General features: G+C 67.7%; 25 protein-coding genes. 5 read left to right on the top strand and 20 right to left on the bottom strand.

Features of this window, described 5'->3' with window-relative positions; translation table 11 throughout:
* Window positions 1-5 precede the first annotated feature (5 nt).
* From BLW27_RS01830 to BLW27_RS01790, 9 genes are all read right to left on the bottom strand, one after another.
* Window positions 6-770 (bottom strand): flagellar biosynthetic protein FliR, encoded by a 765-nt coding sequence (locus BLW27_RS01830; protein ID WP_089878304.1) that lies wholly within the window; start codon window positions 768-770, stop codon window positions 6-8.
* On the bottom strand, window positions 770-2,854 hold the full coding sequence (gene flhA / locus BLW27_RS01825; protein ID WP_089878300.1) for a flagellar biosynthesis protein FlhA: 2,085 nt from the start codon (window positions 2,852-2,854) through the stop codon (window positions 770-772). The genes BLW27_RS01830 and flhA overlap by 1 nt, the downstream gene beginning before the upstream one ends.
* 63 nt (window positions 2,855-2,917) lie before the next feature.
* Entirely contained in the window at window positions 2,918-5,134 is a 2,217-nt protein-coding gene (locus tag BLW27_RS01820) for a hypothetical protein (RefSeq protein ID WP_089878298.1), read from the bottom strand.
* Entirely contained in the window at window positions 5,131-5,997 is an 867-nt protein-coding gene (motA, locus tag BLW27_RS01815; RefSeq protein ID WP_089878295.1) for a flagellar motor stator protein MotA, read from the bottom strand. Before motA ends, BLW27_RS01820 begins: the two co-directional genes overlap by 4 nt.
* Window positions 5,998-6,037: 40 nt before the next feature.
* Entirely contained in the window at window positions 6,038-7,144 is a 1,107-nt protein-coding gene (locus tag BLW27_RS01810) for a flagellar basal body P-ring protein FlgI (protein ID WP_089878290.1), read from the bottom strand.
* A complete protein-coding gene (locus BLW27_RS01805) occupies window positions 7,141-8,136 on the bottom strand; it encodes a flagellin (protein WP_089878287.1) in 996 nt (331 codons plus the stop codon). The genes BLW27_RS01810 and BLW27_RS01805 overlap by 4 nt, the downstream gene beginning before the upstream one ends.
* 11 nt (window positions 8,137-8,147) lie before the next feature.
* Window positions 8,148-9,623, bottom strand: a complete 1,476-nt coding sequence (gene flgK, locus BLW27_RS01800; RefSeq protein ID WP_089878284.1) for a flagellar hook-associated protein FlgK — start codon at window positions 9,621-9,623, stop codon at window positions 8,148-8,150.
* 30 nt (window positions 9,624-9,653) lie between these two features.
* Entirely contained in the window at window positions 9,654-10,982 is a 1,329-nt protein-coding gene (locus BLW27_RS01795; protein WP_089878281.1) for a flagellar hook protein FlgE, read from the bottom strand.
* Between the two features lie 100 nt (window positions 10,983-11,082).
* Window positions 11,083-11,916 carry a flagellar motor protein MotB gene (locus tag BLW27_RS01790; RefSeq protein ID WP_089878277.1) on the bottom strand — a complete coding sequence of 278 codons (834 nt, stop codon included), beginning with the start codon at window positions 11,914-11,916 and terminating at the stop codon, window positions 11,083-11,085.
* A 195-nt stretch (window positions 11,917-12,111) separates the two neighbouring features.
* Here BLW27_RS01790 and BLW27_RS01785 point away from each other — a divergent pair, with 195 nt between their 5' ends.
* Entirely contained in the window at window positions 12,112-14,262 is a 2,151-nt protein-coding gene (locus tag BLW27_RS01785; protein WP_089878274.1) for a YjbH domain-containing protein, read from the top strand.
* Window positions 14,259-14,948, top strand: coding sequence for a YjbF family lipoprotein (locus tag BLW27_RS01780; RefSeq protein WP_089878272.1), 690 nt, complete (start codon window positions 14,259-14,261; stop codon window positions 14,946-14,948). Before BLW27_RS01785 ends, BLW27_RS01780 begins: the two co-directional genes overlap by 4 nt.
* A gap of 4 nt (window positions 14,949-14,952) precedes the next feature.
* Here BLW27_RS01780 and BLW27_RS01775 read toward each other — a convergent pair whose 3' ends face one another.
* A complete protein-coding gene (locus tag BLW27_RS01775) occupies window positions 14,953-15,564 on the bottom strand; it encodes a sugar transferase (protein WP_089878269.1) in 612 nt (203 codons plus the stop codon).
* Complete coding sequence (locus tag BLW27_RS20585) at window positions 15,561-16,391, bottom strand: NAD-dependent epimerase/dehydratase family protein (RefSeq protein WP_143042191.1); 831 nt, start codon at window positions 16,389-16,391, stop codon at window positions 15,561-15,563. Before BLW27_RS20585 ends, BLW27_RS01775 begins: the two co-directional genes overlap by 4 nt.
* Window positions 16,392-16,490: 99 nt before the next feature.
* Here BLW27_RS20585 and BLW27_RS01765 point away from each other — a divergent pair, with 99 nt between their 5' ends.
* Window positions 16,491-17,597, top strand: coding sequence for a polysaccharide biosynthesis/export family protein (locus BLW27_RS01765; RefSeq protein WP_245710739.1), 1,107 nt, complete (start codon window positions 16,491-16,493; stop codon window positions 17,595-17,597).
* 89 nt (window positions 17,598-17,686) lie between these two features.
* On the opposite strand, the gene BLW27_RS01760 is transcribed toward BLW27_RS01765, so the two are convergent.
* The 5 genes from BLW27_RS01760 to BLW27_RS01740 all read right to left on the bottom strand — a co-directional run bounded on the left by BLW27_RS01760 (window position 17,687) and on the right by BLW27_RS01740 (window position 21,424).
* The gene (locus BLW27_RS01760; protein WP_089878266.1) at window positions 17,687-18,160 is read right to left on the bottom strand and encodes a c-type cytochrome; all 474 of its coding nucleotides are present in this window, start codon (window positions 18,158-18,160) and stop codon (window positions 17,687-17,689) included.
* 353 nt (window positions 18,161-18,513) lie between these two features.
* Window positions 18,514-19,050 (bottom strand): isopentenyl-diphosphate Delta-isomerase, encoded by a 537-nt coding sequence (gene idi / locus BLW27_RS01755; protein ID WP_089878263.1) that lies wholly within the window; start codon window positions 19,048-19,050, stop codon window positions 18,514-18,516.
* A gap of 81 nt (window positions 19,051-19,131) precedes the next feature.
* Window positions 19,132-19,725 (bottom strand): Smr/MutS family protein, encoded by a 594-nt coding sequence (locus BLW27_RS01750; RefSeq protein ID WP_089878260.1) that lies wholly within the window; start codon window positions 19,723-19,725, stop codon window positions 19,132-19,134.
* Complete coding sequence (gene mltA / locus BLW27_RS01745; RefSeq protein WP_245710738.1) at window positions 19,722-20,720, bottom strand: murein transglycosylase A; 999 nt, start codon at window positions 20,718-20,720, stop codon at window positions 19,722-19,724. The genes BLW27_RS01750 and mltA overlap by 4 nt, the downstream gene beginning before the upstream one ends.
* Window positions 20,721-20,758: 38 nt before the next feature.
* A complete protein-coding gene (locus tag BLW27_RS01740) occupies window positions 20,759-21,424 on the bottom strand; it encodes a Tim44/TimA family putative adaptor protein (protein WP_089878254.1) in 666 nt (221 codons plus the stop codon).
* Window positions 21,425-21,526: 102 nt separating this feature from the next.
* On the opposite strand from BLW27_RS01740, the gene BLW27_RS01735 reads away from it, so the two are divergent.
* Together BLW27_RS01735 and secB are read left to right on the top strand one after the other, a co-directional pair.
* The gene (locus tag BLW27_RS01735) at window positions 21,527-22,027 is read left to right on the top strand and encodes an FxsA family protein (RefSeq protein ID WP_089878250.1); all 501 of its coding nucleotides are present in this window, start codon (window positions 21,527-21,529) and stop codon (window positions 22,025-22,027) included.
* Window positions 22,028-22,125: 98 nt separating this feature from the next.
* A complete protein-coding gene (gene secB, locus BLW27_RS01730) occupies window positions 22,126-22,638 on the top strand; it encodes a protein-export chaperone SecB (protein ID WP_089878247.1) in 513 nt (170 codons plus the stop codon).
* Between the two features lie 35 nt (window positions 22,639-22,673).
* On the opposite strand, the gene dnaQ is transcribed toward secB, so the two are convergent.
* The 4 genes from dnaQ to BLW27_RS01710 are packed head-to-tail and all read right to left on the bottom strand — an operon-like array spanning window position 22,674 to window position 25,384.
* The gene (dnaQ, locus tag BLW27_RS01725; protein ID WP_089878244.1) at window positions 22,674-23,363 is read right to left on the bottom strand and encodes a DNA polymerase III subunit epsilon; all 690 of its coding nucleotides are present in this window, start codon (window positions 23,361-23,363) and stop codon (window positions 22,674-22,676) included.
* On the bottom strand, window positions 23,356-23,952 hold the full coding sequence (gene coaE / locus BLW27_RS01720) for a dephospho-CoA kinase (protein WP_089878241.1): 597 nt from the start codon (window positions 23,950-23,952) through the stop codon (window positions 23,356-23,358). The genes dnaQ and coaE overlap by 8 nt, the downstream gene beginning before the upstream one ends.
* A complete protein-coding gene (locus BLW27_RS01715) occupies window positions 23,949-24,788 on the bottom strand; it encodes a shikimate dehydrogenase (protein ID WP_089878238.1) in 840 nt (279 codons plus the stop codon). Before BLW27_RS01715 ends, coaE begins: the two co-directional genes overlap by 4 nt.
* Window positions 24,785-25,384 carry a Maf family protein gene (locus BLW27_RS01710; protein ID WP_089878235.1) on the bottom strand — a complete coding sequence of 200 codons (600 nt, stop codon included), beginning with the start codon at window positions 25,382-25,384 and terminating at the stop codon, window positions 24,785-24,787. Before BLW27_RS01710 ends, BLW27_RS01715 begins: the two co-directional genes overlap by 4 nt.
* Window positions 25,385-25,702: the final 318 nt, after the last annotated feature.

Genomic DNA, 25,702 nt, shown 5'->3' with positions numbered 1-25,702 from the left:
CGGGGCTACCGGAACGGCGCGGCAAGGAAGACCTCGACCGCTTCCAGCCACACGGTCAGCGCCAGCGGCGCCGTCAGGAACAGCATCGCGACCGCCCCCATGGTGATCACCGGCGCCCCGACGAAGGCGACCATCAGCGTCGGCATCGCCTTGTTGATGACCCCCAGCGTCAGGTTGTACAGCACCGACAGGATGACGAAGGGCAGCGCCAGGCTGAACGCCAGCGCGAAGCTTTCGGCCACGCGGCGCCGGCCGGCATCGGCGACCGCGCCGGGATTGGGAAACTCGAGCGGCGGCAGGATGTCGTAGGACAGGATCAGGTAGGCCGCCGCCTTGACGTGAAAGCCCGTGGCCATCAGCAACGCCAGCGCCGAGACGGTCAGAACGTGGCCCATCGCCGGCAGAGGGTCGATGCCCGCCTGTCCCATGATCTGCGACAGCGATGTCGACTGCGCCATCATCGAGCCCGCGGTCTGGATCGCCAGGACGAACAGGCGCAGCATGATCCCCATGAACAGGCCGGCCAGCGTCTCTGTCACCAGCGCCTTCAGGAAGCTGCCCAGCGACGGGTCGGGGATGTCGAGCGCGGGCAGCACCGCCGGCACGATCGCGGCGGTCAGCATGATTGCCAGCAGCAGGCGCACGCGGAGCGACAGCCATTGCTCGCCCAGCGCGGGCAGCGCGAACAGCGCCGCGGCGACCCGCAAGAACACGATCAGGCTGCCCCAGGCCAGTATCGTCGCGGCGCCGAAGGCTTCCTCGATCGGCATCAGGCGGCCACCGTCCCCACCAGCGCCGGACGGGCCTCGACGCCAATTTCCTCGAAGGACATCACCGGGTTGTTGATTCCCTTGGCCGCCATCACCGTGCGCAGGAATCGCCGCCGCCGGGCCGAGGTGATCACCGCCGGGAACACCCCGCGCCCGCTGGCATCGCCGATCTCGTGGGCAAGGCCCGCGGTCAGCGCCTCGAACCGGTCGGGCGGCAGCGCCACGTCCAGTCCACCCTGGCTGCCGTCGATCTGGTGCGCGGCGAAGGTATCCTCCCATTCCGGCGCAAGCTGGATCAGCGGGATCGTCCCGTCCTCGCGCCGCATGCCGGCGACCAACTGGAAGCTCAGCCGCTGGCGGACGTGTTCGCAAATCGTCTCGGGGATCTTCTGGTGGCCGCGGGTCTCGGCGATCGCCTCGAGGATCAGCGGCAGGTTGCGGATCGAAACCTGTTCCTCGAGCAGCAGGCGCAGCACCTGGAGCAGCGTGTCGATCTGCACCTTGTCCGGGATCAGCTCCTCGAGCAGCTTCCGGTTGGCTTCGCTGCGCGCGCCGTTGGTCAGCGACACCATCTCGTCGAGCAGGCGGCGCAGCGCCTTCAGCGTCAGCAGGCGCGGGAAGTTGCGGCGGATGATCTCGAGCAGGTGCGTCGCCAGAACCTCGGTCGGCGTGACGACGGTCAGGCCGGTCATCGCGGCGGCCTCTTGATCGTCCGGCTTGATCCAGCGCGCCGGGGCACCGTAGACGGGCTCGTTCACGTCGTGGCCGCGGGGCAGTGCGCCGGCCTCCTCGGGGATCAGCGCAAGCACCAGATCCGGATGCAGTGCGCCGCGGGCCATCTCGACCCCATGGATGCGGATCGCGTAGGTACCCGTGGGCAAAAGGCTGGAATCGGTCAGGCGGATCTCGGGCAGGATCAGCCCGTAGTTCGAAGCCACGTGGTTGCGCATGTTCGAGATCCGGGCGTCCAGCCCCGTGCCGGGATCCAGCACCATGTTCACGAGGTCGGTGGCGAATTCGACATGGATGTCGTCCAGGTCCAGCACGTCGCCGATCGGCTTGTCGCGCGGCACCACGGGGGCTGCGTCCTCGGTGTCGTCGTCATCGTCCTCGGGCTTGCGGCGCGCCAGCCACCAGGCCGTGCCGCCCAGAACTGCCGCGCCCAGCATGAACGGCACGAAGGGCAGGCCCGGGACGAAGGCGAAGAAGGCCATCAGGATGCCCACGGTCGCCAGCGCCGCGGGATGACGGCCAAGCTGGTCGGACAGCGCGGTGTCGGTCGAGCCGGTCGAGCCGCCGCGCGCCAGCAGAAGACCCGCCGCGATCGAGATGATGACCGCGGGGATCTGCGTGACCAGCCCGTCGCCGACGGTCAGGATGGCGTAGGTCTCGAACGCGAGGCCGGCGGGCATCCCGTGCACGAAGACCCCCATGATGATGCCCATCACGAGGTTCAGCGCGGTGATCAGGAGACCCGCGACCGCGTCGCCCTTCACGAATTTCGACGCCCCGTCGAGCGAGCCGAAGAACGTCGTCTCCTGCAACTCGTTCTCGCGCCGCGCCTTGGCCTCGGCATGGTCGATCGCGCCGGCGGACATGTCCGAATCGATGGCCAGCTGCTTGCCCGGCATCCCGTCCAGCGCGAAGCGGGCAGACACCTCGGCCATGCGCGCGGCGCCCTTGGTGATGACCGCGAAGTTCACGATCATCAGCACGCCGAACACCACGAGGCCCAGGAACACCGACCCGCCCATGACAAAGTTGGCGAAGCCCTGGATGACGTCGCCCGCCGCGCCCGTGCCGGTGTGCCCTTCGCCGATGATCAGCTTTGTGGAACTGACGTTGAGCGACAGCCGCAGCATCAGCGATGTGAGCAGGATCGTCGGGAAGGCCGAGAAATCCAGCGGCTTCTCGATGAACAGCGTAACCGTGAAGATCAGGATCGCCAGCCCGAAGGATGCGGCAAGGCCGACGTCAAGCACCCACGACGGCATCGGCAGGATCATCATCGCGATGATCGCCATCAACGCCAGAGCGAGCAGAATGGTGGGCTGGAAAAGCCCGGTTTTGTCGACGCCCTTCATAGCATGCAGTCCCGCGGCGAGACCGGGGCTTCTGCCCGGCTCGTCCAGCTACGCCATTAGACCTTAATTTTTGCTTGACGCCGGCGATTCGCCGGCCCCGATGCTGGTGTGCGCCAGCAGCGCATCCAGCGTCGCACGCACCTGCGCGCTGTCCTCCACAAGCGCGTCGATCTCCGCCAGTTCCGGCCGGCCGGTTCCCTGCTCGGGGCGCGGCTGCGTCGCGGCAAGCGTCGCGGCCTCGGCAAAAAGCGGATCGGGAGTCTCATCGAGATCGGACCAGGCGCTGCCGAGCCAGGCGGCGCGCTGCGCGGCGTCGCTCTCGCCCAGCGCTGCGAATGCGTTCGAGGCATAGGCGTAATCGCCCATCGCTTCACGGATCTCCGCCCGCAGCTTGCGCGCGTCCGGCTCGTCGAGCCCCATGATCCGCTCCTCGGCCTCGGCATACCGGTCGAGCGAAAGCAGCGCGCGGGCCATCAGGATCCGGTCAGCCACGGCCGGAGGACGCGCGTCCGCCTGCAGATGGAACAGCGCCGCTTCGTGCAGCCCGCTGGCGATCAGGCGCTCGGCCACCGGACGTGCCAGCGCACGGTCCTGCGGATGCAGATCGGCAGACGCCTGCGGCATCATGTGCTTCAGGAAGGTGACGTCCTGCGCATCGCGCGCAAGACGTGCCGCGATGTCGCGCTGCAAGCCGGTCGAGACGTTGGCCGGCAACGTGTCGCTCCGGAAGACTTCGATGGCCTCGTCGAAGCGCGAATGGGTCAGAAGGGCGCGCACGTAGGTTCGCGTCGCCCCCGGCCCGTCATCGTGCATGCGTCGTTCGCGCCACAAGAGCTCGGCGACGTCCAGTGTCTCCGGGTCAACCGCCCGATCCTGCGCAAAGGCGGTGTCGGTTCGCACCGACGCCAGGTCGGGCAGCATCTCGGGATCCGACGTGGTCACGTCCCGAACCGCGGTGGCGGCGGCCGCCGGGTCACCGTCGTGCAGGTCGAGGCCCGCCGTGGCCACCTTGAGCCCGTCGGTCTTCTCGCCATGCGTCCGCTCAAGCCTGGAAATCAGCATGCGCGCGGTGTCGGGTTCGCCGATCTTCGCCAGCTTCTCGGCCATCGCCGCGCCGAGATGGCGGCGCAGCGCCTCGGGCAGCATCTCGAAATTCTGCACGATGGCATCGGTGTCCAGATCGACTCCCGACGTGTTCGCGCCGTCCGTCAGCAATGCCCACAGGCCAGCTTGGTTTCGGCAACCCAGCTGGTTCCGGAAAATGCCGTCCGGGTCCGGCTCCCCGTCGACCAGATAACTCAGCGCGCGCTTGACGCGATCGGGGGCGTTGTCGTGCTCGATAAGGCCGGAAAGCGCCCGCGCCTCGGCGCCCAGGCCAATCGCCAGCAAGCGGTCGCGCTGCAGCGCCACGGCTTCCTGGGAGGGTCGTCCAAGCTCGGACAGCAGTTGATCCCTGTCCGAGTAAGCTGTGGCGATGTCCGGCGCGCCCGACCCCGCCCCCGCAATCAGGCGCGCGTCGGGAATGCAGCCCTCCACGCCGATCCGAACCCGGTCCTCCTCGATGGTTCGCGTGGTCGATGACGGATTGAAATCCGACTCGCCGGATGCCGCGGGACGTTCCGGCGTCTCGCGGACCGGATCGATCGTCTCGGCAAGCTCGAGGACACCGGCTCCGGCCGACTCGGCCACCGCTTGGGCGATATCGGAAATCAAGCCGGCGGCGGACGGCGAGGCGGACTCGGGGGCCTGAAGCGCGCGGCGCGCCTGCGCCGGATCGAAAGCCACGAGCGCCGGCGCCGGTTCGGGTCCGATGCGCGGCATCGCCCCGAGGTTGACCGCCGTCAGCGTGTCCGGAACGGCCGGCAAGATTACCGATGGCTGCAGCGCCTGCCCACCGCTCTCGACAGCTTCCGCCACCGGACTGTCAGACTCGAAGATGTCCAGAACCAGCATCCGCGTGCCTTGCATGAAGCTGTCCACGTCGCAACGGCAGGCGAGCGCCAGCGTCACTCCCCCGCCACCCGGAAAGGTCGACAGATCGGCGAGCCGGCCGCGATCGATGCGGGCGAAAACCCCGCCGGTGTCGATGCGTCCCGGAGCCGGGTCGAAGGTCAGCCGCCTGCTTGCGCTTCCGTCGCCCTCCTCGAGCGTCCAGCGCGTGCCCTCGGGCAAATCGAACGCCAGCCTCGTGAACGTGCCGTGTTCGCCCGAACGCACGGTCACGGTTTGCGCCGTGGCGGGGCCGGCCATCAGAAGAAGTAAAAGCAACAGCCGGATCATGATGCCTGCTTGACCGATTTCAGCGCGTCTTCCAGGTCCACGAAGGTGGGCCGGAAATGCGACGGGGTATTCTGGCGGCCGACCTCGATGCAGATGTTCGTCGAGTGGTTGTGGAGGTTGGCGACCAGGACCTCGCGGATCAGCTGGTAGAAGTGGAAATCGTCGTCGATCGTGGCCTTCATCTTTGCGGCAAAGGGGGCGACGAACGCATAGGACAGGAACACCCCCAGGAACGTTCCCACAAGCGCGCCGCCGATCATCTTGCCCAGCACTTCCGGCGGCTGGTCGATCGACGCCATGGTCTTGATCACGCCCAGAACGGCGGCGACGATACCAAGCGCCGGCAACGCGTCGGCGACGGACCCCAGCGCATGGCTGGGATGCAGCGCGTGCGCCTGCATGCGCTCCAGCCGCTTGTCCAGAACCTCCTCGACCTGGTGCGGGTCGTCGTAGTTCATCGAGACCGAGCGAAGCGTGTCGCAGATCAGTTCGACCGAATTCGCGTCGGCCGCGATCTTGGGATACTTGCCGAAGATCGCGGATTCTTCCGGATTCTCGACGTGCTCCTCAAGCGCGACGGGGCTGCTGCGCGCCAGGCGGATGAGTTCGAACAGCAGGCACAGCAGATCCCGGTAATCCTCGGGCTTCCATTTCGGACCCTTGAAAACCTTGCTCATGTCGCGGATCGCGTGCTTCACGACGCTGCCTTCGTTGCTGATGAGGAACGCGCCCACCGCAGCGCCGCCGATCATCATGAGCTCGAACGGCAGTGCCTTGATGATGATCGCCATCTTGCCGCCGGCCAGCACATAGCCGCCGAAGACCATCACGAAGACGAGAACGATCCCGATTATTCCAAGCATCTTTTTCCCCGATACTGCCGGCTTTGCAGAAACCGTCTCTTCACATCACCACGAATTCAGCATGCAGCGCGCCCGCCGCCTTGATGCTTTTAAGGATGTCGATCATGTCCCGCGGATTGACGCCCAGCGCGTTCAGCCCCGCGATCACCTCGGACAGGGTCGCACCGCTGGGCACCTCGGCCAGGCCGATCCCGGGCTCCTCGATGATCTCGGCCTCGGTGCGCGGGACGATCACGGTCTCGCCCTCGGCGAAGGGATTGGGCTGGACGGCGACCGGCGCCTCCTCGATCCGCAGCGTCAGGTTGCCCTGCGAGACCGCGACCCGCGAGATCCGCACGTCCGCGCCCATGACGATCGTCCCCGACCGCTGGTCGACCACGACGCGCGCCCGCCGCTCCGGCTCGATCGCCAGGTTCTCGAGCGCCACGATCGCGCGGGCGGGCGAGGTGGCCCCGGTCTTGGACAGGTCGATGCGGACGGTCCCGGCGTCGAGCATGGTCGCCGCGCGGCCACCGACCGACCGGTTGATCACGTCCTCGATCCGCGCCGCGGTGGTGAAATCCGGTTCGCGCAGCGCAAGCCGGAGCGAGCTGAGCTGCGTGAAGTCGAACTCGACCTCGCGCTCGACCCGCGCGCCCGAGGGGATCACACCGGCGGTGGGAACCCCCTGCACGATGCGCGCGGCATCGCCTTCGGCGTCGACACCGCCCGAGATCACGGTGCCCTGCGCCACCGCGTAGATCTGCCCGTCGGCGGCGTTCAGCGGAGTCATGATCAGCGTGCCGCCCAGCAGGCTGTTGGCATCGCCGATGGCCGACACGGTGACGTCGATCTGGCCGCCGGCGCGGGCGAAAGGCGGAAGCTGCGCCGTGACGAAGACCGCGGCCACGTTGCGGGGGCGGAACTGTTCACCCTGCACGTTGACGCCCAGCCGCTCTAGGATGTTCGACATGATCTCTTCGGTGAAGGGCGCGTTGCGAAGACCGTCTCCGGTGCCGTTCAGGCCGACGACCAAGCCGTAGCCCACGAGATCGTTGGACCGCACGCCGTCGACCTCGACCAGATCCTTGATCCGCACCGACTGCGCGGCGGCGGGCTGGATCGCCGCAGCGACCAGCGAAAGGGCGACCAGAAGGCGCAGGATCATCGGATGAACTCCGTTAGGGACAGGCGTTGCGAGCGCACCGTAATGGCGTAGATGCTCTCGAGCTGCGCGCGGACGCTTTCGTAGCGCGCGGCGGTCTCGTAGGGCTCGGCCTCGATCAGATCGAGCTTGGCCATGCTGGTCGCGGTCCGCTCGGCGGCGTTCTGGGCCATCCCGTCCTCGATCCTGGCCTCGGTCGCGCCAAGACCCGCACGTAGCGTGGTGAAGGATTCCTGCGCGCCGACGATGGTCGCGCCGGATTCGCGCAGCAGGTCGACACGCACCGACGGATCCAGCGAAGCGTCCCGTGCCAGGGCCGCCATGACGATCGGCTTGAGGATGTCGCGCAGCGGTTGCTCCGTCGCGCGGATATCGGCCTGGGCCGTCTCGCCTTCGCCGATCTGAAAGGGCGCTATCCCGTCGCCCGACCCGGTGTAGATCGTCGTGTCGAAGAGCCCGCCGGGGGCGAAGAACAAATCCACTTCGGCCGAGATGTCGGCGAAGGTGGTCTTGCCCGTGGTCGCCCCGCGCACGGCCGTCATCATCGTTTCGGGATCGACGACCGCGGGCCTGTCCGTCGCGGTGCCCGAGAACACAAAACGCCCCGCCACGGTCTGGTTCAACGCGCTGAAGACCGTGTTGATGGTGGCTTCCGCATCGGCCGACATGGAGTCGAGCAGCCCGCTTGAGGGTGTCAGCTCGGCGCCCAGGATGTTCTGCGCCAGGTTGGTACTGGCATCCTGGATGTTGCCCAGGGATTGCTGCATCGTGCCCGTCACCAGCGCCGCTTCGGTGGTGTTGATGCGGTAGGCGTTCAGCCGCGACAACGTCCGGTCGATTGCCGTCAGCCCGGTGATGTCGCCACCCAGATGCTTGGCGCGGTCCTTGACGAGGCCGGTCGCGACCTCGACCGCCAGCTTGTCCATCTCGGTCCGCAAGCGGACCTGGTTGGTACGCAGCACGAGGGCGCGCGCCATATCTCCTACGGATTGCATTCTGCTTCTCCTCAGATGCTCAACAGGCGTTCCATGAGTTCGTCCACCGTCGACATCACCTTGGCGTTCGCGGCGTAGTGCTGTTCGATCTGCATCAGGCGCTGAAGCTCGGCGTCGGTATCCACGCCCTGGTTCAGTTCCAGCTCTTTCATCGCCGTGTTCTGCGCAACGAGGAAGGAAAGCTCGTTCTCGGCGGTCACGCGGCCTCCGGCGACCGAGCCGGTGAAATCCCCGAACAGGGCCGTAAGGCTCGCGGGCTTGGTCCCGAAGGCGGCGGTGGCGGGCGGTGCGACATCCGTCATCGCGTCGGCGATCGCCTGGATCAGCGTGGCGTCGCCCACGTTGCCGGCCGCGCCGGCATACATCCCGTCACGCAAGCGCCACGAGTTTCCCGCCCCGGGGGCGACCTGGTCGGTGTTCAGCCTGATGCGCTGGGCGGCGCCGACCTCGTTCGCGGGATCGAAGGCCGCCGGATTGCCGCCGCCGCTGATGCCGCCGGTGGCATCGCGGAACAATCCGGCATCGCCTGCCACCAGCGTGGCATCCGCGCCGAGGTTGTCGAGCCTCTGCATCAGCTCGCTGGCCAGACCGTCCAGTTCCGCCTGCCGTGCCGGCGCCAGCCGGTCGCGAATGTCGAACTGGGCCGCCATGTCGCCGCCGGCGAACATGCCCCGGTCGCCCGAAACGATCGGTTCGCCGTTCAGCGTAAGACCCGACAGCCCCGAGCCGAGCGCCATGTCCGGCGTGATGTAGCCGGTGGGCTCGAAGCCGATCTCCGAGGCCGACATGTCGAGCAGCGTCGCGCCCGATCGCGTGTAGACCGAGATCTGGCCCTGTTCACGCTGGACGACGCGCAGCGGCACGATCTCGGAGATCCCGTCAAGAAGCCTCTGGCGCTCGTCCAGGAGCGACGTGGCGTCGCCCCCGGTGTTGAAGGCCTTGAGGACCCGGTCGTTGATCCGCTCCAGGCTGCGCATCGTGTCGTTGATCCGCTCGACCTGGTGCCCGATCGTGTGGTCGGCGGTTTCGCGCGCCGTCTGGATACCGTCGGACAGCGTGTTCAGCTTGTCTGCCAGCGCATCCGCGGTCTGTGCCACCATCTCGAGCCGCTGTGTCGCGGCGGGGTTCGAGGCCGCCGTCAGAAGCGCGTTCTCGAATGCCAGGCTGCGGTCGACCAGCGATCCGGGCGCGTTCGAATCGCCGACGGCGGCCTCGAACCGAGTGTTGAAGGTGTAGATCGAGTTTCCGTAACCGTGGGACGCGTCCGACAGGCGCCGGTCAGCCAGAACCACGGGGTCGACGTTGCGCACGACGCCGTCGATCCTGACGCCGCCCGAGGTCCCCGCCGATCCCGGCGAAAGCTCCAGCGACCGGCGGCCGTAGCTTTCGGTCGTCGCGTTCGAGATGTTGGTCGAAACGACGTTGGCGGCGCGGGTGTTGGCGCGAAGGCCGCTGAACGCGTTGTAAAGTGCTCCGGAGAGTGACATTCGGCGGCCTCCTCAGGCGGCGAAGCGCGGTCAGCGCTTCATGTTGGTGGTTTCCTGAAGCATCTCGTCGACGGTCTGGATAACCTTTGCGTTCGACGAATAGGCGCGCTGGGTCTGGATCATGTCGGTTAGTTCGCCCGCCACGTCGGTGGCCGATTCCTCGCGCGCGAAGGCCACGATCTCTCCGGTCGGACCGGTGCCCGCGTTCCACAGGACGAAGCCGCCGCTTTCCGGCGTCGGCAGGTAGGTCTGCCGGTCGAGCGCGCGCATCCCGTTGGGGTTCGGCAGGTCGGCCAGCGGCACCTGGTAGATCACCCGGTTGGTGCCGTTGTCGAAGAACGCGGTGACGAAGCCGTTCGCGTCGACCTCGACGTTGGTCATCGTGCCCATCTGGCTGCCGTCGCGCTGGATGCTGAGCGGCGCGAAGGTGTCTCCCAGCTGCGAGATGCCCATGCTGCCGCCGCTGGCGCCGATGTTGATGGTCAACGTCTGGTCGCCGGGTCCCGATGCCGGGGCGGTCACAGGATCGAGCACCGTGACCGACAGCATGTCGGTTGCTGGAACGCCCGGCAGGCCTCCGCTGGTGTCCGCGACCGAAATGAGCGCGCCGCCATTGCCCGGCGTGTTGTCGAATGTCAGCCTGTAGCTGCCGATCGGGTTCCCGTCGGGATCGTCGATCACCGCATCCCAGGTGTTGGCCGTTCCGGGTGCCGCCGACGTGAAGGTCATCGTCAGGGAATTCGACCCGCCCATCGCGTCGTAGTATTCGAGTGTCAGCGGGATCGGTCCGGTCGGCGTCGAGCCCGGCTGCGCCTCGGTCGAGGGCAGGTTCACCCCGAGATTGATGTTGGTCGACGGCTCGGCGGTCAGCTGGTTGACCGCCATCTGGACCGGCTGAAGGCCGGCCGCGGTGTCGCGCGGGAAGGCTGGAACGTTGCCGTTCGCATCCGCGGGCCATCCCATCAGCATCAGCCCGCTTTCCGTGCGCAGATAGCCCTCGGCGTCAGGCCGGAAGGAACCCGTGCTGGTCAGGAACATCTGCGGGTTCGCGGCGCCGCCGGTCACTTCGGCGGCGCGGGCCACCGGGAAGAATCCACCGCCGCGCACCGCGAGGTCCGTGGCGTTGCTGCTGCCGACGATCGAACCCCCTTCCGAGATCAACCGCTGGGTCGAGGCGCGCACGCCGCCGGCGGTGTAGGTCCCGCCGCCGCCCCCCATCACGACCGAGTAGAAGTCGGTTTCGACCCGCCGGTAACCCATCGTCGATGCGTTGGCGATGTTGTCCGAGATCGTGCCCAGTCGCGTCGCGTTCGCGGACAGTCCCGAGACACCGGCATTGAGAGAGGAGGAAATCGTCATGACACGCCTTTCTGCTGTCCACGGATCGTTTCGAGGACCACAGATAAGGCGCGTCATTTAACGACAGGCTAACAGATACAATTAACCGCGTATCGTCGACCTATTTGCGTAGAAAGACGATCTCGATGCGGTTGTTGCGCACGGCCATGCGGTTCGGCTCGACCGGTTCGCGGTCGGCATGGGCGGTGACGCGGCTGAAGCGCCGCTCGTCCGTGCCCGTCTGCAGCAGCAGGCCCTGGAAGGCCCGCGCGCGTGCGCCCGAGACGTCCCAGACCGGATCTTCGGCCACGACCACCGGGAAGGCGGCGGTATGCGCGCCGATGGCGATGTCGTTGCGGACCATGCGCGCCGCCTCGCTCACCTCGCGGGCGAGCGACGCCAGCAGCGGCGTGGGCTGCGCGCCGTCGAACAGGCGCCCGCGCTCGGTCTCGAACAGCTCGACCACCAGCCCCTCGTCGGTCACCCGCGTCACGATGTGCTGCAGGCGCTCGTCGGCGACGATGCTTTCGCCGCCGCGTCCGGTCAGCTTTTCCTCGACCTCGCGAAACACCTCGTCCTCGGCCGTCACCGCTTCGTCTTTGCCCTGGTCGTAGAAACCTCGGGCGCGGTCGGCCTCGGTCGGGTTGAGCGCGGACGCGCCGGTGCCTTCGCGCGGCAGCGTGTTCTCGGCCACCACGGATTCGCCACCGAACAGCCCGTCGCCCCCGCCCGAGATCCGCGAGATCGACACGGTCGGCGTGAAATAGTCCGCGATGCCCGCGCGCTGTGTTTCCGTCGTCGCGTTGAGCAGCCACATCAGCATGAAGAACGCCATCATGGCGGTCACGAAGTCCGCGTAAGCGACCTTCCATGCACCGCTGTGATGACCGCCGCCCCCCGCGACGACCTTCTTCCGCTTGATGATGACTGGCGCGACAGTACCGTCGCCATTCATCACTCCACCTTTCTCCCACCGAGGTCAGGTGTAGCGAGGGGCGTTTTAACGCCCGCTTAACAGATCAACTTGTAGACGTTAGGGCACAGTCGCGCTGAATTTTCCACATGCCGGGACGGGACGGACCTCCAAGATAGACTTGAACCGATCGCTGGGCTACGCCGGAAGGCAGTCTTGCCCAGAAGGATTGTCCATATGCGGATCGGTGTGTTGTCCAGGCTCAGGTCCAGCGCGGCGGGGGTTGTCGTTCTGGTGGCGGCGACCGGCGCGGCCACGCAGGCGGTACCGCAGACCGCGAACGATCAACGCGGCTTCAGTTTCAACACCTACGGCGCGCCCGGCCTCGTCGACATGCCGACCGCCGGGATGATGCCCGACGCGCAGCTTGCCGCGACCATCGCGCAATTCGGCGAGTCGCGCAGGACGACGCTGTCCTTCCAGATCCTGCCACGGCTGACCGGCTCGTTCCGCTATACGTCGATCGACGATTTCTCCAACGGCGAAGACACGCTTTACGACCGCAGCTTCGACCTGCGCTTCCTCATGCTGAAGGAAGGCCGTGTGCGGCCCGCAATCGCCGTCGGCCTGCAGGATTTCATCGGCACCGGCATCTACAGCGGCGAATATCTCGTCGCGTCGAAGACCGTCGCCGACGGCCTGACCGTGACCGGCGGCGTCGGCTGGGGCCGGCTGGGCAGCTACCAATCCTTCGCCTCCACCGGCGATCGCCCCTCCGAAACCCTGGGCGAGGGCGGCGTGCCCAGCGCCGACCGCTGGTTCCGGGGCGACGTCGCGGCGTTCGGCGGCATCTCGTACGCGCCCAACGACCGGCTGCGCTTCACCGTCGAGTATTCCTCGGACGACTACGAGGCCGAGACGTCGCGCGACGTGCACGAAAAGAACAGCCCGTGGAATTACGGCGTCGACTACCGCTTCGCCAACGGAACGCAGCTGTCGCTCTACCACATGTACGGGGCCGAGCTCGGCTTCCAGGTGTCGGTGCAGACGAATCCCAAGACGCTGGGCGTGCCCGGCGGGGTCGAAGCCGCGCCGCCCCCGGTCGAGCCGCGCGCGCCGGGCGCCGCGCAGGATCTGGGCTGGACCACCCGTCCCGACGCGACCCGCAGGGCGGTGGCGTCGTTGCGCAACCTGACCGCCGAGGAAGGGCTGGTACTGGAAGGCATCGACCTGCAGCCCACGCGCGCCACGGTCCGCTTCCTGAACGACCGCTACGGCGCGCCCGCGCAGGCGATCGGCCGGATGGCCCGCGCGATGACACGCGCCCTGCCCGCCTCGGTCGAAACGTTCGAGATCATCCCGGTCGTCGACGGAATGGGCACCGCTTCGGTCATCATGCAGCGCTCGGACCTCGAGCGGCTGGAGCAGGACGCGGCCGAAGCGATGCTCGCCCGCACCGAATTCGTCGACGCGCAGGGCCGCGTGCCGCCGGCCTCGCCCGGCTTCTACCCCAAGTTCGAATACTCGCTCGCGCCCTATCTTCAGCTTTCGGTCTTCGACCCGGACAGCCCCGTGCGCTACGACCTGGGCCTGCGCGCCAGCAGCAGCTACGAGATCACGCCGGGCCTGATCCTGTCGGGTTCGCTGACCCAGTCCCTGGCCGGCGACATCGGAGAGGCCGAGCCGAGCGAATCGAAACTTCCGCGCGTGCGCACCGACGGGCCGCTCTATGCGGAAGAGGGCGACCCGGCGATCGAGTATCTCCAGGCGGCCTGGTACGAGCGCCCCGGGCGCAATCTCTACAGCCGCCTGACCTTCGGCTACCTGGAATCCATGTATGCCGGCGCCTCCGGCGAGATCCTGTGGAAGCCCGTCGAAAGCCGCTTCGCCCTCGGCGCCGAACTCAACTACGTGCAGCGCCGCGACTATGACCAGCTGTTCGGCCTGCAGGACATGGAGACCATCGACCCGGTCAGCGGCGAACGGTTCACCATTCCGGATTTCAACGGCCACGTCTCCGCCTACTACGATTTCGGCAACGGCTTCCACGGCCAGATCGACGCGGGCCAGTACCTGGCAGGCGATCTCGGCGCGACCGTCGCGCTGGACCGGGAGTTCGCCAACGGCTGGAGCATCGGTGCCTACGCGACCTTCACCGATGCCACCGCCGACGATTTCGGCGAAGGCTCGTTCGACAAGGGCCTGCGCTTCTCCATCCCGCTGGCGACCCTGGCCGGCACGCCGTCGCGCCAGTCGAACGACATCGTCATCCAGTCGCTGTCGCGTGACGGCGGTGCGCGGCTGAACGTCCGCGGCCGGCTCTACGACAAGGTGCGCGAATACCACGAGCCCGATGCGGCGAAATCCTGGGGGAGGTTCTGGCGATGATCCTGGCCAAGCGGATGCGCCGCGCAGCGGCTTTCGTGGGGGCCGTCGGCGCGCTCGTCGCGCTTGGCGCCTGCTCCAGCGCCCAAAGCGACTCGATGCGCCTGCTCAGGTCGCTGCCCGCTCTCGTTTTCGACCGCGACGGCGCGGGTGCCCCCGTCTCGGTCGGCCCGGAGCAGGTCCGGCAGGTGCTGGCTGCCACGGACGGGCCCGTGATGCTCCTCGAAACCGACGCCGGCGCGCGCTTCATGATGATCGAGATCGAGCGCAACGGGCCGTACCGCACCTTCGGCAACGCCGCACGGCAAAGCGTGACCTTCCGCGACGGTCTGATCGTGCAGACCCGCGGGCTGGGCGGTGACCTGATGTCGTCGGACGAGGACGCGCTGCTGGCGCAGTTGCGACGCCGCACGACCGGCACCGCGCCCTACGTCATGCGCTTTCTCACCCCCGAGGACGTGACGCGCGAGATCGCCTTCACCTGCCTCGTGACGACCGACGGCCAGCAGGCCAACGTCGCGCTTGGCGCCTATTCCGCAACCGGGCAGGTGATGACCGCCGACTGCAACACAGACGATCTGCGCGTCTCCAACACGTTCATCGTCACCCCCGGAGGCTACGTCGCCGGCGCACGGCAATGGATGGGCGAGACGCAGGGCATGCTTTCGGCGCAGACGCTGCGGCGCTGAGCCGTCAGTGCACCCTGATCCGGCGCCACACCGTGCCGGCCATCAACTGGAAGTCGCTGCAGACGGTCGCCCGCCGGGCATAGATCAGGTCCAGCCGCGCCTTGCGCGGGATGCAGCGGCGGCGATAGACCTCCTCGGTCTCCTCGGGCGTGCGGCAGGACGCCAGCAGGCGCTCTTCGTGGCGGTGAAAGACGATCGTCGCCAGCCCCGTCACCCCCGGCCGCGCGCGCAGGACGCGGGCGTACAGGTCCGGGTGCAGATCGACGTAGCGGCGCAGGGGCGGACGCGGTCCGACGAAGCTCATGTCGCCGCGCAGGATGTTCCACAGTTGCGGCAGCTCGTCCAGCCGCGTGCGCCGCAGCCACCGGCCGTTCGCGGTGATCCGCGCCGCCTTGTCGCCGCCCGACACGCCGGCATCGTCCCGCGCCACGCGCATCGTACGGAACTTCCACAAGCCGAAGGCCCGCTGCGGAGTCGTCATCCGTTCGGACCGGAACAGCACCGGCCGCCCGTCGCGCAGCGCCACGCTCAGCGCCACCAGCACGATCAGCGGCGACAGGAGCACGCCCAGGACCAGCGCGCCCAGCACGTCCACGATCCGCTTGGGCAGGCTCATCGCAGGGCCCCGACCGCGCGAGCCTGCGCCACGATCGCGCCCGGGTCCGACGCCCCATCGCCCAAGGAACAAAGCCGCGACAGCCGCGCCGTGTCCAGCACCAGCGACCGGATCGCCCCCGCAGGCGCCTCCCGCCAGGCCAGCGGAGTGCCCGCCGCCCGGACCAGCGCCTGCATCGGCACCGCGCCCGGCGCCGCCACGTTCAACACGCCGTCTAGCGCCGGCGCCCGGACCAGCGCAGCCAGAACGCGCGTCAGGTCGACCGGACCGATATAGCTGCGCACGGGTCCCTGCCCGTCCGCGAACCGGTCCAGCGTGACCGCGCCGCCCCGGCTCAGGCTGGCGAACAGGCTGTCGGCGCCGGCCACGTTGCCGATCCGCAGCCGCACATGCTCGACCCCGCCCCCGACACGGCGCAGCAGCGCGCCCTCCATCGCGGCCTTGGCGGCGCCGTACGCACCGGCGGGCGCCATCGGATCGCCTTCGGGATGGGGCGCCGCCGCCGGCGCATAGACCGCCGCGGTCGAGGCATGCAGCACCCGCCGCGCCCCGACAGCGCGCGCCACCGCAGCGGCTTGCAGCGCCAGCGCGGTGTTGTCCTCCAGCCGATCGCCCGCCGTGACGCCCCACAGCGCCAGCACGCACTCGGCCCGCGGCAACGCCGCCGGATCGTCGCCGGGCGCCCAGCGGATCGTGGCGCCGCGCCGTCCCACGGGGATCAATTCGATGCCGGAAAGCGCCTCGGCGCAGGCCGGGTGGCGCAGCATGCGCCCGACCTTGCCGGTCGCGCCCAGCAGCAGCACGGGGATCGGTCGCTGTTCGGCCACGGGGGGCGTTCTCCGGTCTTTCCTTGCACCGGCAGAGTGTCTATCACGGGACGAAGCCGGTGTAAGCGGCTTAAGGTGCCGGACCGGCCGGGGGAAGACGTGCGACAGACCATCACGCGGACCATTCTCGTCGGATCGCTGCTGCTGCTGGCCGCCTGCAGCCTGCCGCGCGGCGCCGCCGTCCAGTCCGAGATCCTGCGCGAGACCCGCGCCGAAACGCCCAGTTTCCAGGTCGTCGAGGTCACCCGCGCAAGCCTTGCCGCCCTGCAGGCCTGGCCCGAACCGGACACCAGCGCGCGCTGGCCCCAGACCGGCGCCGGGCCCGACAACTCGATCATCCGCGGCGGCGACCTGCTCGACATCACCATCTGGGACAGCCAGGACAATTCGCTGCTGACCAATCCCAACCAGCGGTTCACCCGCATCGAAGAGGTCGAGGTCGACGGCTCGGGGCGGATCTTCCTGCCCTATGTCGACCAGATCCAGGTCGGCGGCCTGACGCCGGCCGAAGCGCGCCAGCGGGTCCAGTCCCGGCTCGAGGTCATCGCGCCATCGGCCCAGGTGCAGCTGAGCCTCCTGCAGGGCCGTGATTACGCCATCGACGTGGTGGGCGGCGTGGCCAAGCCCGGCGCCTACCCGATGCCGTCGCGGAACTACAAGATCCTCAACGTGCTGGCGGATGCCGGCGGCATTTCATCGAACCTGCGCAATCCGCAGGTCAAGCTTCTGCGCGGGTCCCGGACATTCACCATCTCGGCCGACCGTCTCTATGAAGGGGCGCACTACAACGCCCTGCTGTCCCCGCGCGACACCGTCATCGTCGAAGCCGACGACCGCAGCTTCGTCGCCTTGGGCGCCTCGGGCACCGAGGATCTGATCTATTTCCCCAAGGACCACCTGAGCGCGCTCGAGGCGCTGTCGCTGATGGGCGGACTGGTCGAAAGCCGCGCCGACCCCGAGGGCGTCCTGGTGCTGCGCGAATACCCCGCGACGATGCTCGGCGGCGCAGGCCCGCGGCTGCCGCAGGTGGTCTTCGCCTTCGACCTGACCAGCGCGGACGGCCTGTTCGCCGCGCGCAAGTTCCAGATCCAGCCCGGCGACACGGTTCTGGCGACGGAATCCCCGGTCAACAACACTCGCATGGTCCTCGGGCTGGTCGGGACGACCTTCGGCCTGACGCGACAGGCCACGATCCTCACGAACTGAGCCGCTCGCGCGCGACCTTTCGGCACGCGAAAGGCGCGCCCGGCGGGCGCGCCCCTGATCGCCATCGCGCCGAAGCGCGCGGCCGCTGGTCAGCTTCCCTCGGGGGCTTCCCCTTCGGCGTCCTCGGCCGCGCCGAACTGCGACAGGTAGGCCCAGAGATCGTTCAGCTGTTCGTCGTCCAGACGCTGCGGCTGCATCTTGCTGCGCGCGGTCTCGCCTAGGTATTCGGTCAGGTAGTCGGAGGGATGCAGCACGAACGGCTTGAAGGTCTCGGCCTCCCAGACCAGCCCCTGATCGCCCGCCTGCACCAGCGCGTCGCTGTAGTTGAAGTCCTCCACGGAGCCCGCCTCGCGGCCCGCGAGGCCGTACAGATCGGGTCCGACCCGACCACCGCGCACGATCATCTCTCCCTCGTCGTCGACGATCTGGTGGCAGGCCTTGCACCGGTTGAACACGGTCTCGCCGGCTGCGGCGTCCCCGGTCACGGCGGCGCCGTTGTCCTGTGCGAAGGCGGGGGCCGCAAGGCCGGCCAGCGTCACGATGGTTGCGATCTTCAATGTCATGGTCGCTCTCCCTACAGTCCTGTCGTCAATCTAGCCTGATGTGCTGCCGGTCAACACCGGGTCCGCCGTCGGGTTCCGGCCGGGGCGGCCTCCATCGCTTCCTCGGCGCCGCCGACGCAAGCAATGACGAAGCGCCCGCCGCGCCCCGTGCGCACCTGGCTGGGAGACAGCCTGAAGCGCGCGGAATTCAGCCCGACCGAGCCCGAAGACCCTGCCCCGCGGCCGCCGCCGCCGGGCCTCGTCACTCGGCTCCGACGCGGGGTAAATCTTGACGAATGGTAAATTCGCCTCTGGAAGTGCTTGATTTTGTTAGGCGCAACCATGTCCCACCGTGGGACATCCAGACCAGAGGTTCAGATCCGCGAAATCATCCGGTCACCGAAGATCCGTTCCGCGTAGGTATCCAGATAGATCCGCAGCCAGGGTGTGAAGCTCACTGGCGCGGCGGCCACCCGCGCGATCAGGTCCGCAAAGCGCACCCATTCGGTCTGCATGACCTCATCCGGGTTCGGCACCACACACAGGTCCGCCGGGGCCTCGGCCAGGAAAATGTCCACGACCTCGTGCTCGACCATCCCGCCTCCCACATCGGCGCGGTATTCAACCCGGTCGCGGTATTCCGGCGCCAGCCCGGTGATCCCCAGCTCTTCCTCCAGCCGCCGGTTGGCGCAGTCCAGACTGCCTTCGTCCCAGCCGGGATGCGTGCAGCAGGTATTCGCCCAAAGGCCGGGCGTGTGATACTTGCCCAAGGCGCGGCGCTGGATCAGCACGCGGTCGCCGCTGGTCACGAAGACCGACACGGCCTTGTGCCGCAGGCCCCTAAGATGGACCTCCAGCTTGTCGACCGGCGCAAGCCGGCCGTCCACCCAGGCGGGGATCGCGTTGCTCAAGGATGTGCCTCCTGCACAAAGTGGTCGACTGTCACGCGCGCCTCGCCCGCGCCGGCATCCCGAGAACACCCGCCAGCCCCTTCATCGGCTTTTCCTGAGATAGACGTAATACGCGCCCTCGCCGCCGTGCCGGACATGCGCCGGCGCCACCTGCAGCACTGCCTGCGCCACCGGCGCCTGGCCCAGCCAGATCGGAACCTGACGTTTCAGCACCCCGCGCCGGTCAGGCATCGGGTCGTAGGGGTCCTCGCGGCGGCCCTTGCCGGTGATGACCAGAACCAGACGAAAGCCGCGCGACTGACCGCGAAGGATGAACGAGATCAGCCGCGGATGCGCCTCGTCCAACGTGAGGCCGTGCAGGTCTAGCCGCGCCTCGGGTGCGAGCTTGCCGCGCTTGAGTCGCGTGTACGCCTTCGAGTCCATGCGCTTGGGCTGCGCGTCGAGCCATTGGCCCGTAGGCTGCGGCACGGATTGAGTCGCGGTCCGCGCCTTGGCCGCCTGCCCCACCGTGAACGGCTGGATCGGCAGCGGATCGGGCTTCTGCTTCGGCTCCGCTCGGGACTGTTTCTGCGGCGCCTCGGTGCGATGGCGGGCGCGCTTGTGCAGCGGATCGGTGCTGCGCGCGATCTGCTGCCACAGCTCGAGCTCGTCCGGGCGCAGGCGCCGCCGGGTCATGGGGGGTCCTGCGGCAGCAGGGCGTAGGCGCGCTGGATCGGCAGCAGCACGACCATGCGCCCGCCATCCTTGACGCGCCCGGCGCGCTGCCCGGCATCGTCGCCGGTGCCGAAATAGATATCGGCCCGCTGCGCACCCTTGATGGCCGAGCCGGTGTCTTGCGCGATCATCAGGCGCTGCATCGGCTCGTCGCCGGCCTTCTCGATCCAGACCGGCGCGCCAAGCGGCACGAAGGCCGGGTCGACGGCGATCGAGCGCATCGGCGTGATCGAGCGGTTCATCGCGCCCAGCGGGCCGCGCTCGGCCGGAACCTCGCTGACCTCGCGGAAGAACACGTAGCTGTCGTTGTGAAACAGCAGCTCGCGGCCCTCGTCGGGGTTGCGGCGCACCCAGTTGCGAATGACGTCGGCCGAAACCTGGTGTGGCTCGTAGATGCCCCGGCGCACCAGTTCCTGCCCAATCGAGCTGTAGGGATGGCCGTTGGCGCCGGCATAGCCCACCCGGATCGATTGACCGTCGGGCAGGCGGATCCGGCCGGAGCCCTGGACCTGAAGGAAGAACGCCTCGACCGGGTCATCGACCCAAGCGATTTCCAGCCCGCGGCCGGCCAGCGCGCCGGTGGACAGGATCTCGCGCCGGGTCAGCCAAGGGCGTGTTTCGGCGGCCTCGGAGGGCATGGTGTAGAGCGGGTGCGAATAGCGGGAGGTGCGGGTGAGCGAACCATCCAGTTCAGGCTCGAAATAGCCGGTGAAAAGCGGATCGGCGCCGTCCGAGATCATCACCGGGCGGAAGAACAGCTCGAAGAACTGCCGCGCGTCGCCGGTATCGGCGGCCATCGCGCACAAGGCGCGCCAGTCGGGATCGTTCAGATCGCCACAGGTGTTGCGGAACACGTCGAGGGCGGCTTGGTGGTCGTCATCGGCCCAGCCTTGCAGATCCTCGAAGCCGAGGATCGCGTAGGACGATCCGTCGGCGGCTTGTGCGGAACCGGTCATCGCGGATACCGCGAGAAGGGCCGCCGCAAGCCTGCCAATCATTCGTCCGTGGCGACGAGCTGCCAGTTGGGATCGTCGCTGCCCATGACGCGCGCGAAGGTCCAGATGTCCTTCTGCCGCTTGATCGCGGTGGGAGAGCCTTCGATGACGTTGCCCTCGGCGTCCTTCACGACCGAGGTCAGCTCGCCGATGAAGCGCACGGTAATTTCGGCGCGGCGGGTTTCGGGGTCGAAGCTGGCGTCGTGCAGCGCGGTTTCGCGCACGCCGACGAAATCGGCCTCGATGGTCAGGCCCTGCTCCTGCCGCTGCTGGACCACGTCTGCGAAGGTCTCGTAGACGTCGGGGGCGAGGAAGGGGATCAGTTCGTCGACCTTGCCGCGCTCGAACCCCATGAGGATCATCTCGTAGGCGCCGCGCGCGCCGCCCAAAAAGTCGCCGACACCGAAGGACGGCTCTACGCGCTTCATCTCGGCCAGCGCGCGCGCCGCAGGAGAGCCTTCGGGCACGTGATCCACGATATCGTGATCCGGCCCGCCTTCGATCACCTCGAAATCGGGGCGGTGCGCTGCGCGATCGCGCGCGCTGCTGCCGGGCACTGCCGGCTTCTCGTAGCCATCGCGCGACCCCAGCACGCTGCGCAGGCGCAACACGAGAAAGACGGCGATTCCGGCCAGGACCAGCAGCTGCAGAAGAGAGGAATTCATCGGCACCTCGTAGGGGTGTGCATGGAAACTTCGCGGTTGGTTTCCTATGTAGGGACCGCAGGCGGCCAAGTCCACCTGAACCCACGTCCGGAGGTCTCGCCCATGTGGCTGTTTCTCGCCTTTCTTCTGGTCCCGCTGATCGAGATCGCACTGTTCATCGAAGTCGGCGGTCTTATCGGCCTTTGGCCGACGTTGGCGATCGTCGTGCTGACCGCCATCGCCGGCACCTGGCTGGTGCGCGCGCAGGGACGGATGGCGATCGGGCGGCTGCGATCCAGCTTCGAGCGGCTGGACAACCCGTCCGAGCCGCTGGCCGATGCCGCGATGATCCTGGTGTCGGGTGCGCTGCTGCTGACGCCCGGGTTCTTCACCGACGCGGTCGGCTTCGCGCTTCTGGCGCCGCCGGTGCGGCATGCGGTGTTCCTTTGGGCTAAGAAGCGGGTGAAGGTGCAGCGATTCACAATGGGGCAGGGGCCACAGGGACCGTATCGCGATCCATACGCGGGCCGGCGCCCGCGCGACACGGTGATCGAGGGCGAGTATTCGGAGGTGCCGCGCGGCAAGTCGCCCAACCATCCCGGCTCTGGCTGGACGCGGCACTGATACGCGCCGGTGGCGCGGTCATGCGCGACACCGGGCATTGAGGCCGGGCGGCGGCGCTGCTATGCCGTCCTCAACCCTGACACAGCGGAGACCGACCCATGGCCGAGAGCGAGAACGGCGCAACGCAGCCCCAGCAGCCCCAGCAGGCGCCCAAGATGAACGTCCTCGCGCAGTTCGTGCGCGACCTGTCCTTCGAGAACATCCTGTCCCAGAAGGGTGCCGGCGGCGACGTCCAGCCCGACGTACAGGTGCAGGTGAACCTCGACGCGAAGAAACGCTCGGTCGAGAACCAGTACGAGGTGGTGCTGAAGCTGAAGGTCGACAGCAAGTCGAAGTCCAACGGCGCGCAACTCTTCCTGCTGGAACTGGACTATGTCGGCGTCTTCAACATCGAGAACGTGCCGGAGGACCAGCTGCACCCGTTCCTCCTGATCGAGTGCCCGCGCATGCTGTTCCCGTTCGCCCGCCGCATCGTCTCGGACATGTCGCGCGATGGTGGCTTCCCGCCGCTGAACCTCGAGATGATCGACTTTCTTGCGCTGTACCGCGCCGAGATCCAGCGCCGCCAGGCGGCGACGCAGGCCGAGGCATCCAACGCGCCGACGCAGTAGGGTTGATCGGCAGACCCTTTACTGCATCGATCCTCCTAGAGCCGCGTCCAGAGCGCACTTTCCCCGAGCTTCTCGACAAAGGCGGCGTGAGCCGCCTTTTCCGTGTCCGACAGACGGGGCGCCAAGGGTTCCAGGCGGGGACGCGGACGCCAGTCCGCGCCGGCATCGGCGGTGGCGGCCCGCTGGCCAGGCGCCGACAGCCCGAAATCCGGCTGCTTGCCGCCGATCAGTTCCAGATAGACCTCGGCCAGGATCTCGGAGTCCAGCAATGCGCCGTGCAGCGTGCGTGCGCCGTTGTCAATCCCGAAGCGCCGGCACAGCGCATCCAGTGAAGCCGGCGAGCCGGGAAACCGCCGCCGCGCGATGTCCAGCGTGTCTGTGGCGCAATCGGCGGGCAGGGCAGGGCGCTTGCACCACTTCAACTCGGCGTTGAGGAATTTCACGTCGAAGGCGGCGTTGTGGATCACCAGCTTGGCGCCGTCGATGAAGGCGCGGAACTCGTCCACGATCTCGTGGAACAGCGGCTTGTCGCGCAGGAAATCATCGCCGAGTCCGTGCACAGCGAAGGCCTCGGCCGGCATCGCACGTTGGGGATTGATGTACTGGTGGTACGTCCGGCCGGTCGGCACGTGGTTCATCAGCTCGACCGCGCCGATCTCGACGATGCGGTCGCCCTGCTCCGGCTCGAATCCGGTCGTTTCCGTGTCGAGGACGATTTCACGCATGATCTGGTAGTCCGCTTCTGATTTTGCGCAATATATCGTGTACCTGCTCGCGCGCGTGGTCAAGCGTGTCTGTCTCGATCACGTAGGTGGCGAGGGCGCATTTCTGCTCGTTCGGCATCTGGCGGGCCAAAATGCGGTCAAGATCCGTCTCGGACATTGTGCCGCGCGCCAGCACGCGCGCATTTTGCGTTTCACGTGAAACGGTTACGCAGGCGGTGGCGTCCATCTCGGTCTCGGCCCTGGTTTCGAATAGCAGGGGGATGTCGTAGACCGCGATCCGGTCAGCGTTCTCTTCAGCGAACGCCTGGCGGTCGGCCTGAACCAGCGGGTGAACGATCGCCTCGATCCGGGACAATGCATCGGGGTCGGCGGCAATGATAGGGCGCAGGGCGTCTCGCGACACGGCGCCATCGCGCACGGCATCGGGAAACGCGGCGGCGATCGGGCCGACCGCGGCCCCGCCGCTGGAATAGAGGCGATGCACGGCCGCGTCGGCATCCCAGACGGCGCAACCGGCCTCGGCAAAAAGCCTTGCGGTCGTTGATTTTCCCATGCCGATCGACCCGGTCAGACCAAGCCGGAAGGTCATGCCAGCACGGCCTCGCGCAAGGCGGCATCGACGTCGGGGCGTTGGCCGAACCAGCGTTCGAAGCCGGGAACCGCCTGGTGCAGGAGCATGCCCAACCCATCGACGGCGCGGCATCCCCGCTCCCGCGCGACGCGCAAGAGGCGCGTTTCGAGCGGCGCATACACCAGGTCGTTGACCACGCATCCAGGCTTCATCCCGTCCAGCGGCACGCGCATTTCGGGCTTGCCGGTCATGCCCAGTGACGTGGTGTTGACCACCAGCGCACTGTCTTCGAGCAGGTTGCCGGCCTTGACCCAGTCGTGGACCTGAACGCGGTTGCCGAAGTTCTCGCGCAACATCTCGGCGCGGAGGCGGGTCCGGTTGGTCACACGGATCTCGGGAACGCCCGCGTCCAGAAGCGAGACGACGACCGCGCGCGCGGCGCCGCCCGCGCCAAAGACAGTCGCAGGGCCGGCCGCAGGTCGCCAGTCCGGCACGGATTGGCGCAGGTTCTCGACGAAGCCGTAGCCATCGGTATTGTCGGCATAGATCTTGCCGTCGGGCCGGAAGATCAACGTGTTGGCGGCTCCGATCAGCGAGGCGCGGTCGGAGACGAGATCGGCAAGCGCCAGCACGCGTTCCTTGTGGGGGATCGTCACGTTGACGCCGACGAAGCCGAGCTCGGGCAGGACGCGCAACATGACCTCGAGCCGGTCCTCGGCGATGTCGAGCGGGACGTAATGACCCTTCAACCCGTATCGGCGCAGCCAGTGGCCGTGGAGGACCGGTGAACGGGAATGAGCAACCGGAGAGCCGATGACGCCGGCCAGCGGGATGCGGGGGAGTGACGCGGTCATCCGGGAATGGTCCCCCTGTCGGTCAGGAAATTCAGCAGCGCGAACAGCGGAAGGCCTTGGATCGTGAACAGGTCGCCCTGGACGTGGGCGAACAGGCGGGCGCCTTCTTCTTCTATCTTGTACGCGCCGACCGAGGTGGCGACGCCGGGCCAGTTGCGGTCCAGATAGGCTTCGATGAAGGCATCCGATACCGGGCGCATCGTCAGCCGCGCTACGCCAACGTGGCGCCAGACGGGCTCGGCGCCCTCGAACAGGACGGCGGCGGACAGCAGGCGGTGCGTCTTGCCACGCAGGCGGCGCAACTGCGCGGCCGCCTCGTCACGCGTTGACGGTTTGGCAAGCCCTTCGCGATCAATATCCAGCACCTGATCGCAGCCCAGCACCCGGGCTTCGGGACGGCGGCCTGCGACCTTGGCGGCCTTCACCTCGGCCAGCGTATCGGCGGTTTCACGGGGCGAGGCGCCTTCGAGCGCTACTGCGGCGCGAATCGACTCTTCGTCGACGCGGGGCGATTCGATTTCGAGGGTCAGGCCGGCGGATTCCAGCATCCGGCGCCGGATTTCAGACCCGGAGGCGAGGATGAGATCGGCCGCCATTGTGGAAAACTCCGTGGATCGCCGGGGGTCGGAACGCGGGGACCGTTTTGCGGAAAAACCGCCGCAGGCGCAAGCGGTGGAGGACTCGGGCGGTTCTGCGCGGCGCCGATGATCTTGTCCGCTTGGGGAGCGGGAAAACAAAAGACGGGGGACCAACGCGCAACCCCGGCATTCTGCCCAAGTTTATTCACAGGCTGTATGCGCTCGGAATATCCACACTTTGTCTTTTCTAATCCTATAGTTGTCGCTTTCAAGAGCACGCTTGCCGCGAAACCGCCCAGCGGATTATCCACAATCGGCCCGTTTGTGGAGATTTTG

Source organism: Citreimonas salinaria (assembly GCF_900107235.1).
GTDB lineage: Bacteria > Pseudomonadota > Alphaproteobacteria > Rhodobacterales > Rhodobacteraceae > Citreimonas > Citreimonas salinaria.
This window is presented reverse-complemented; position numbering and strand designations above follow the sequence as displayed.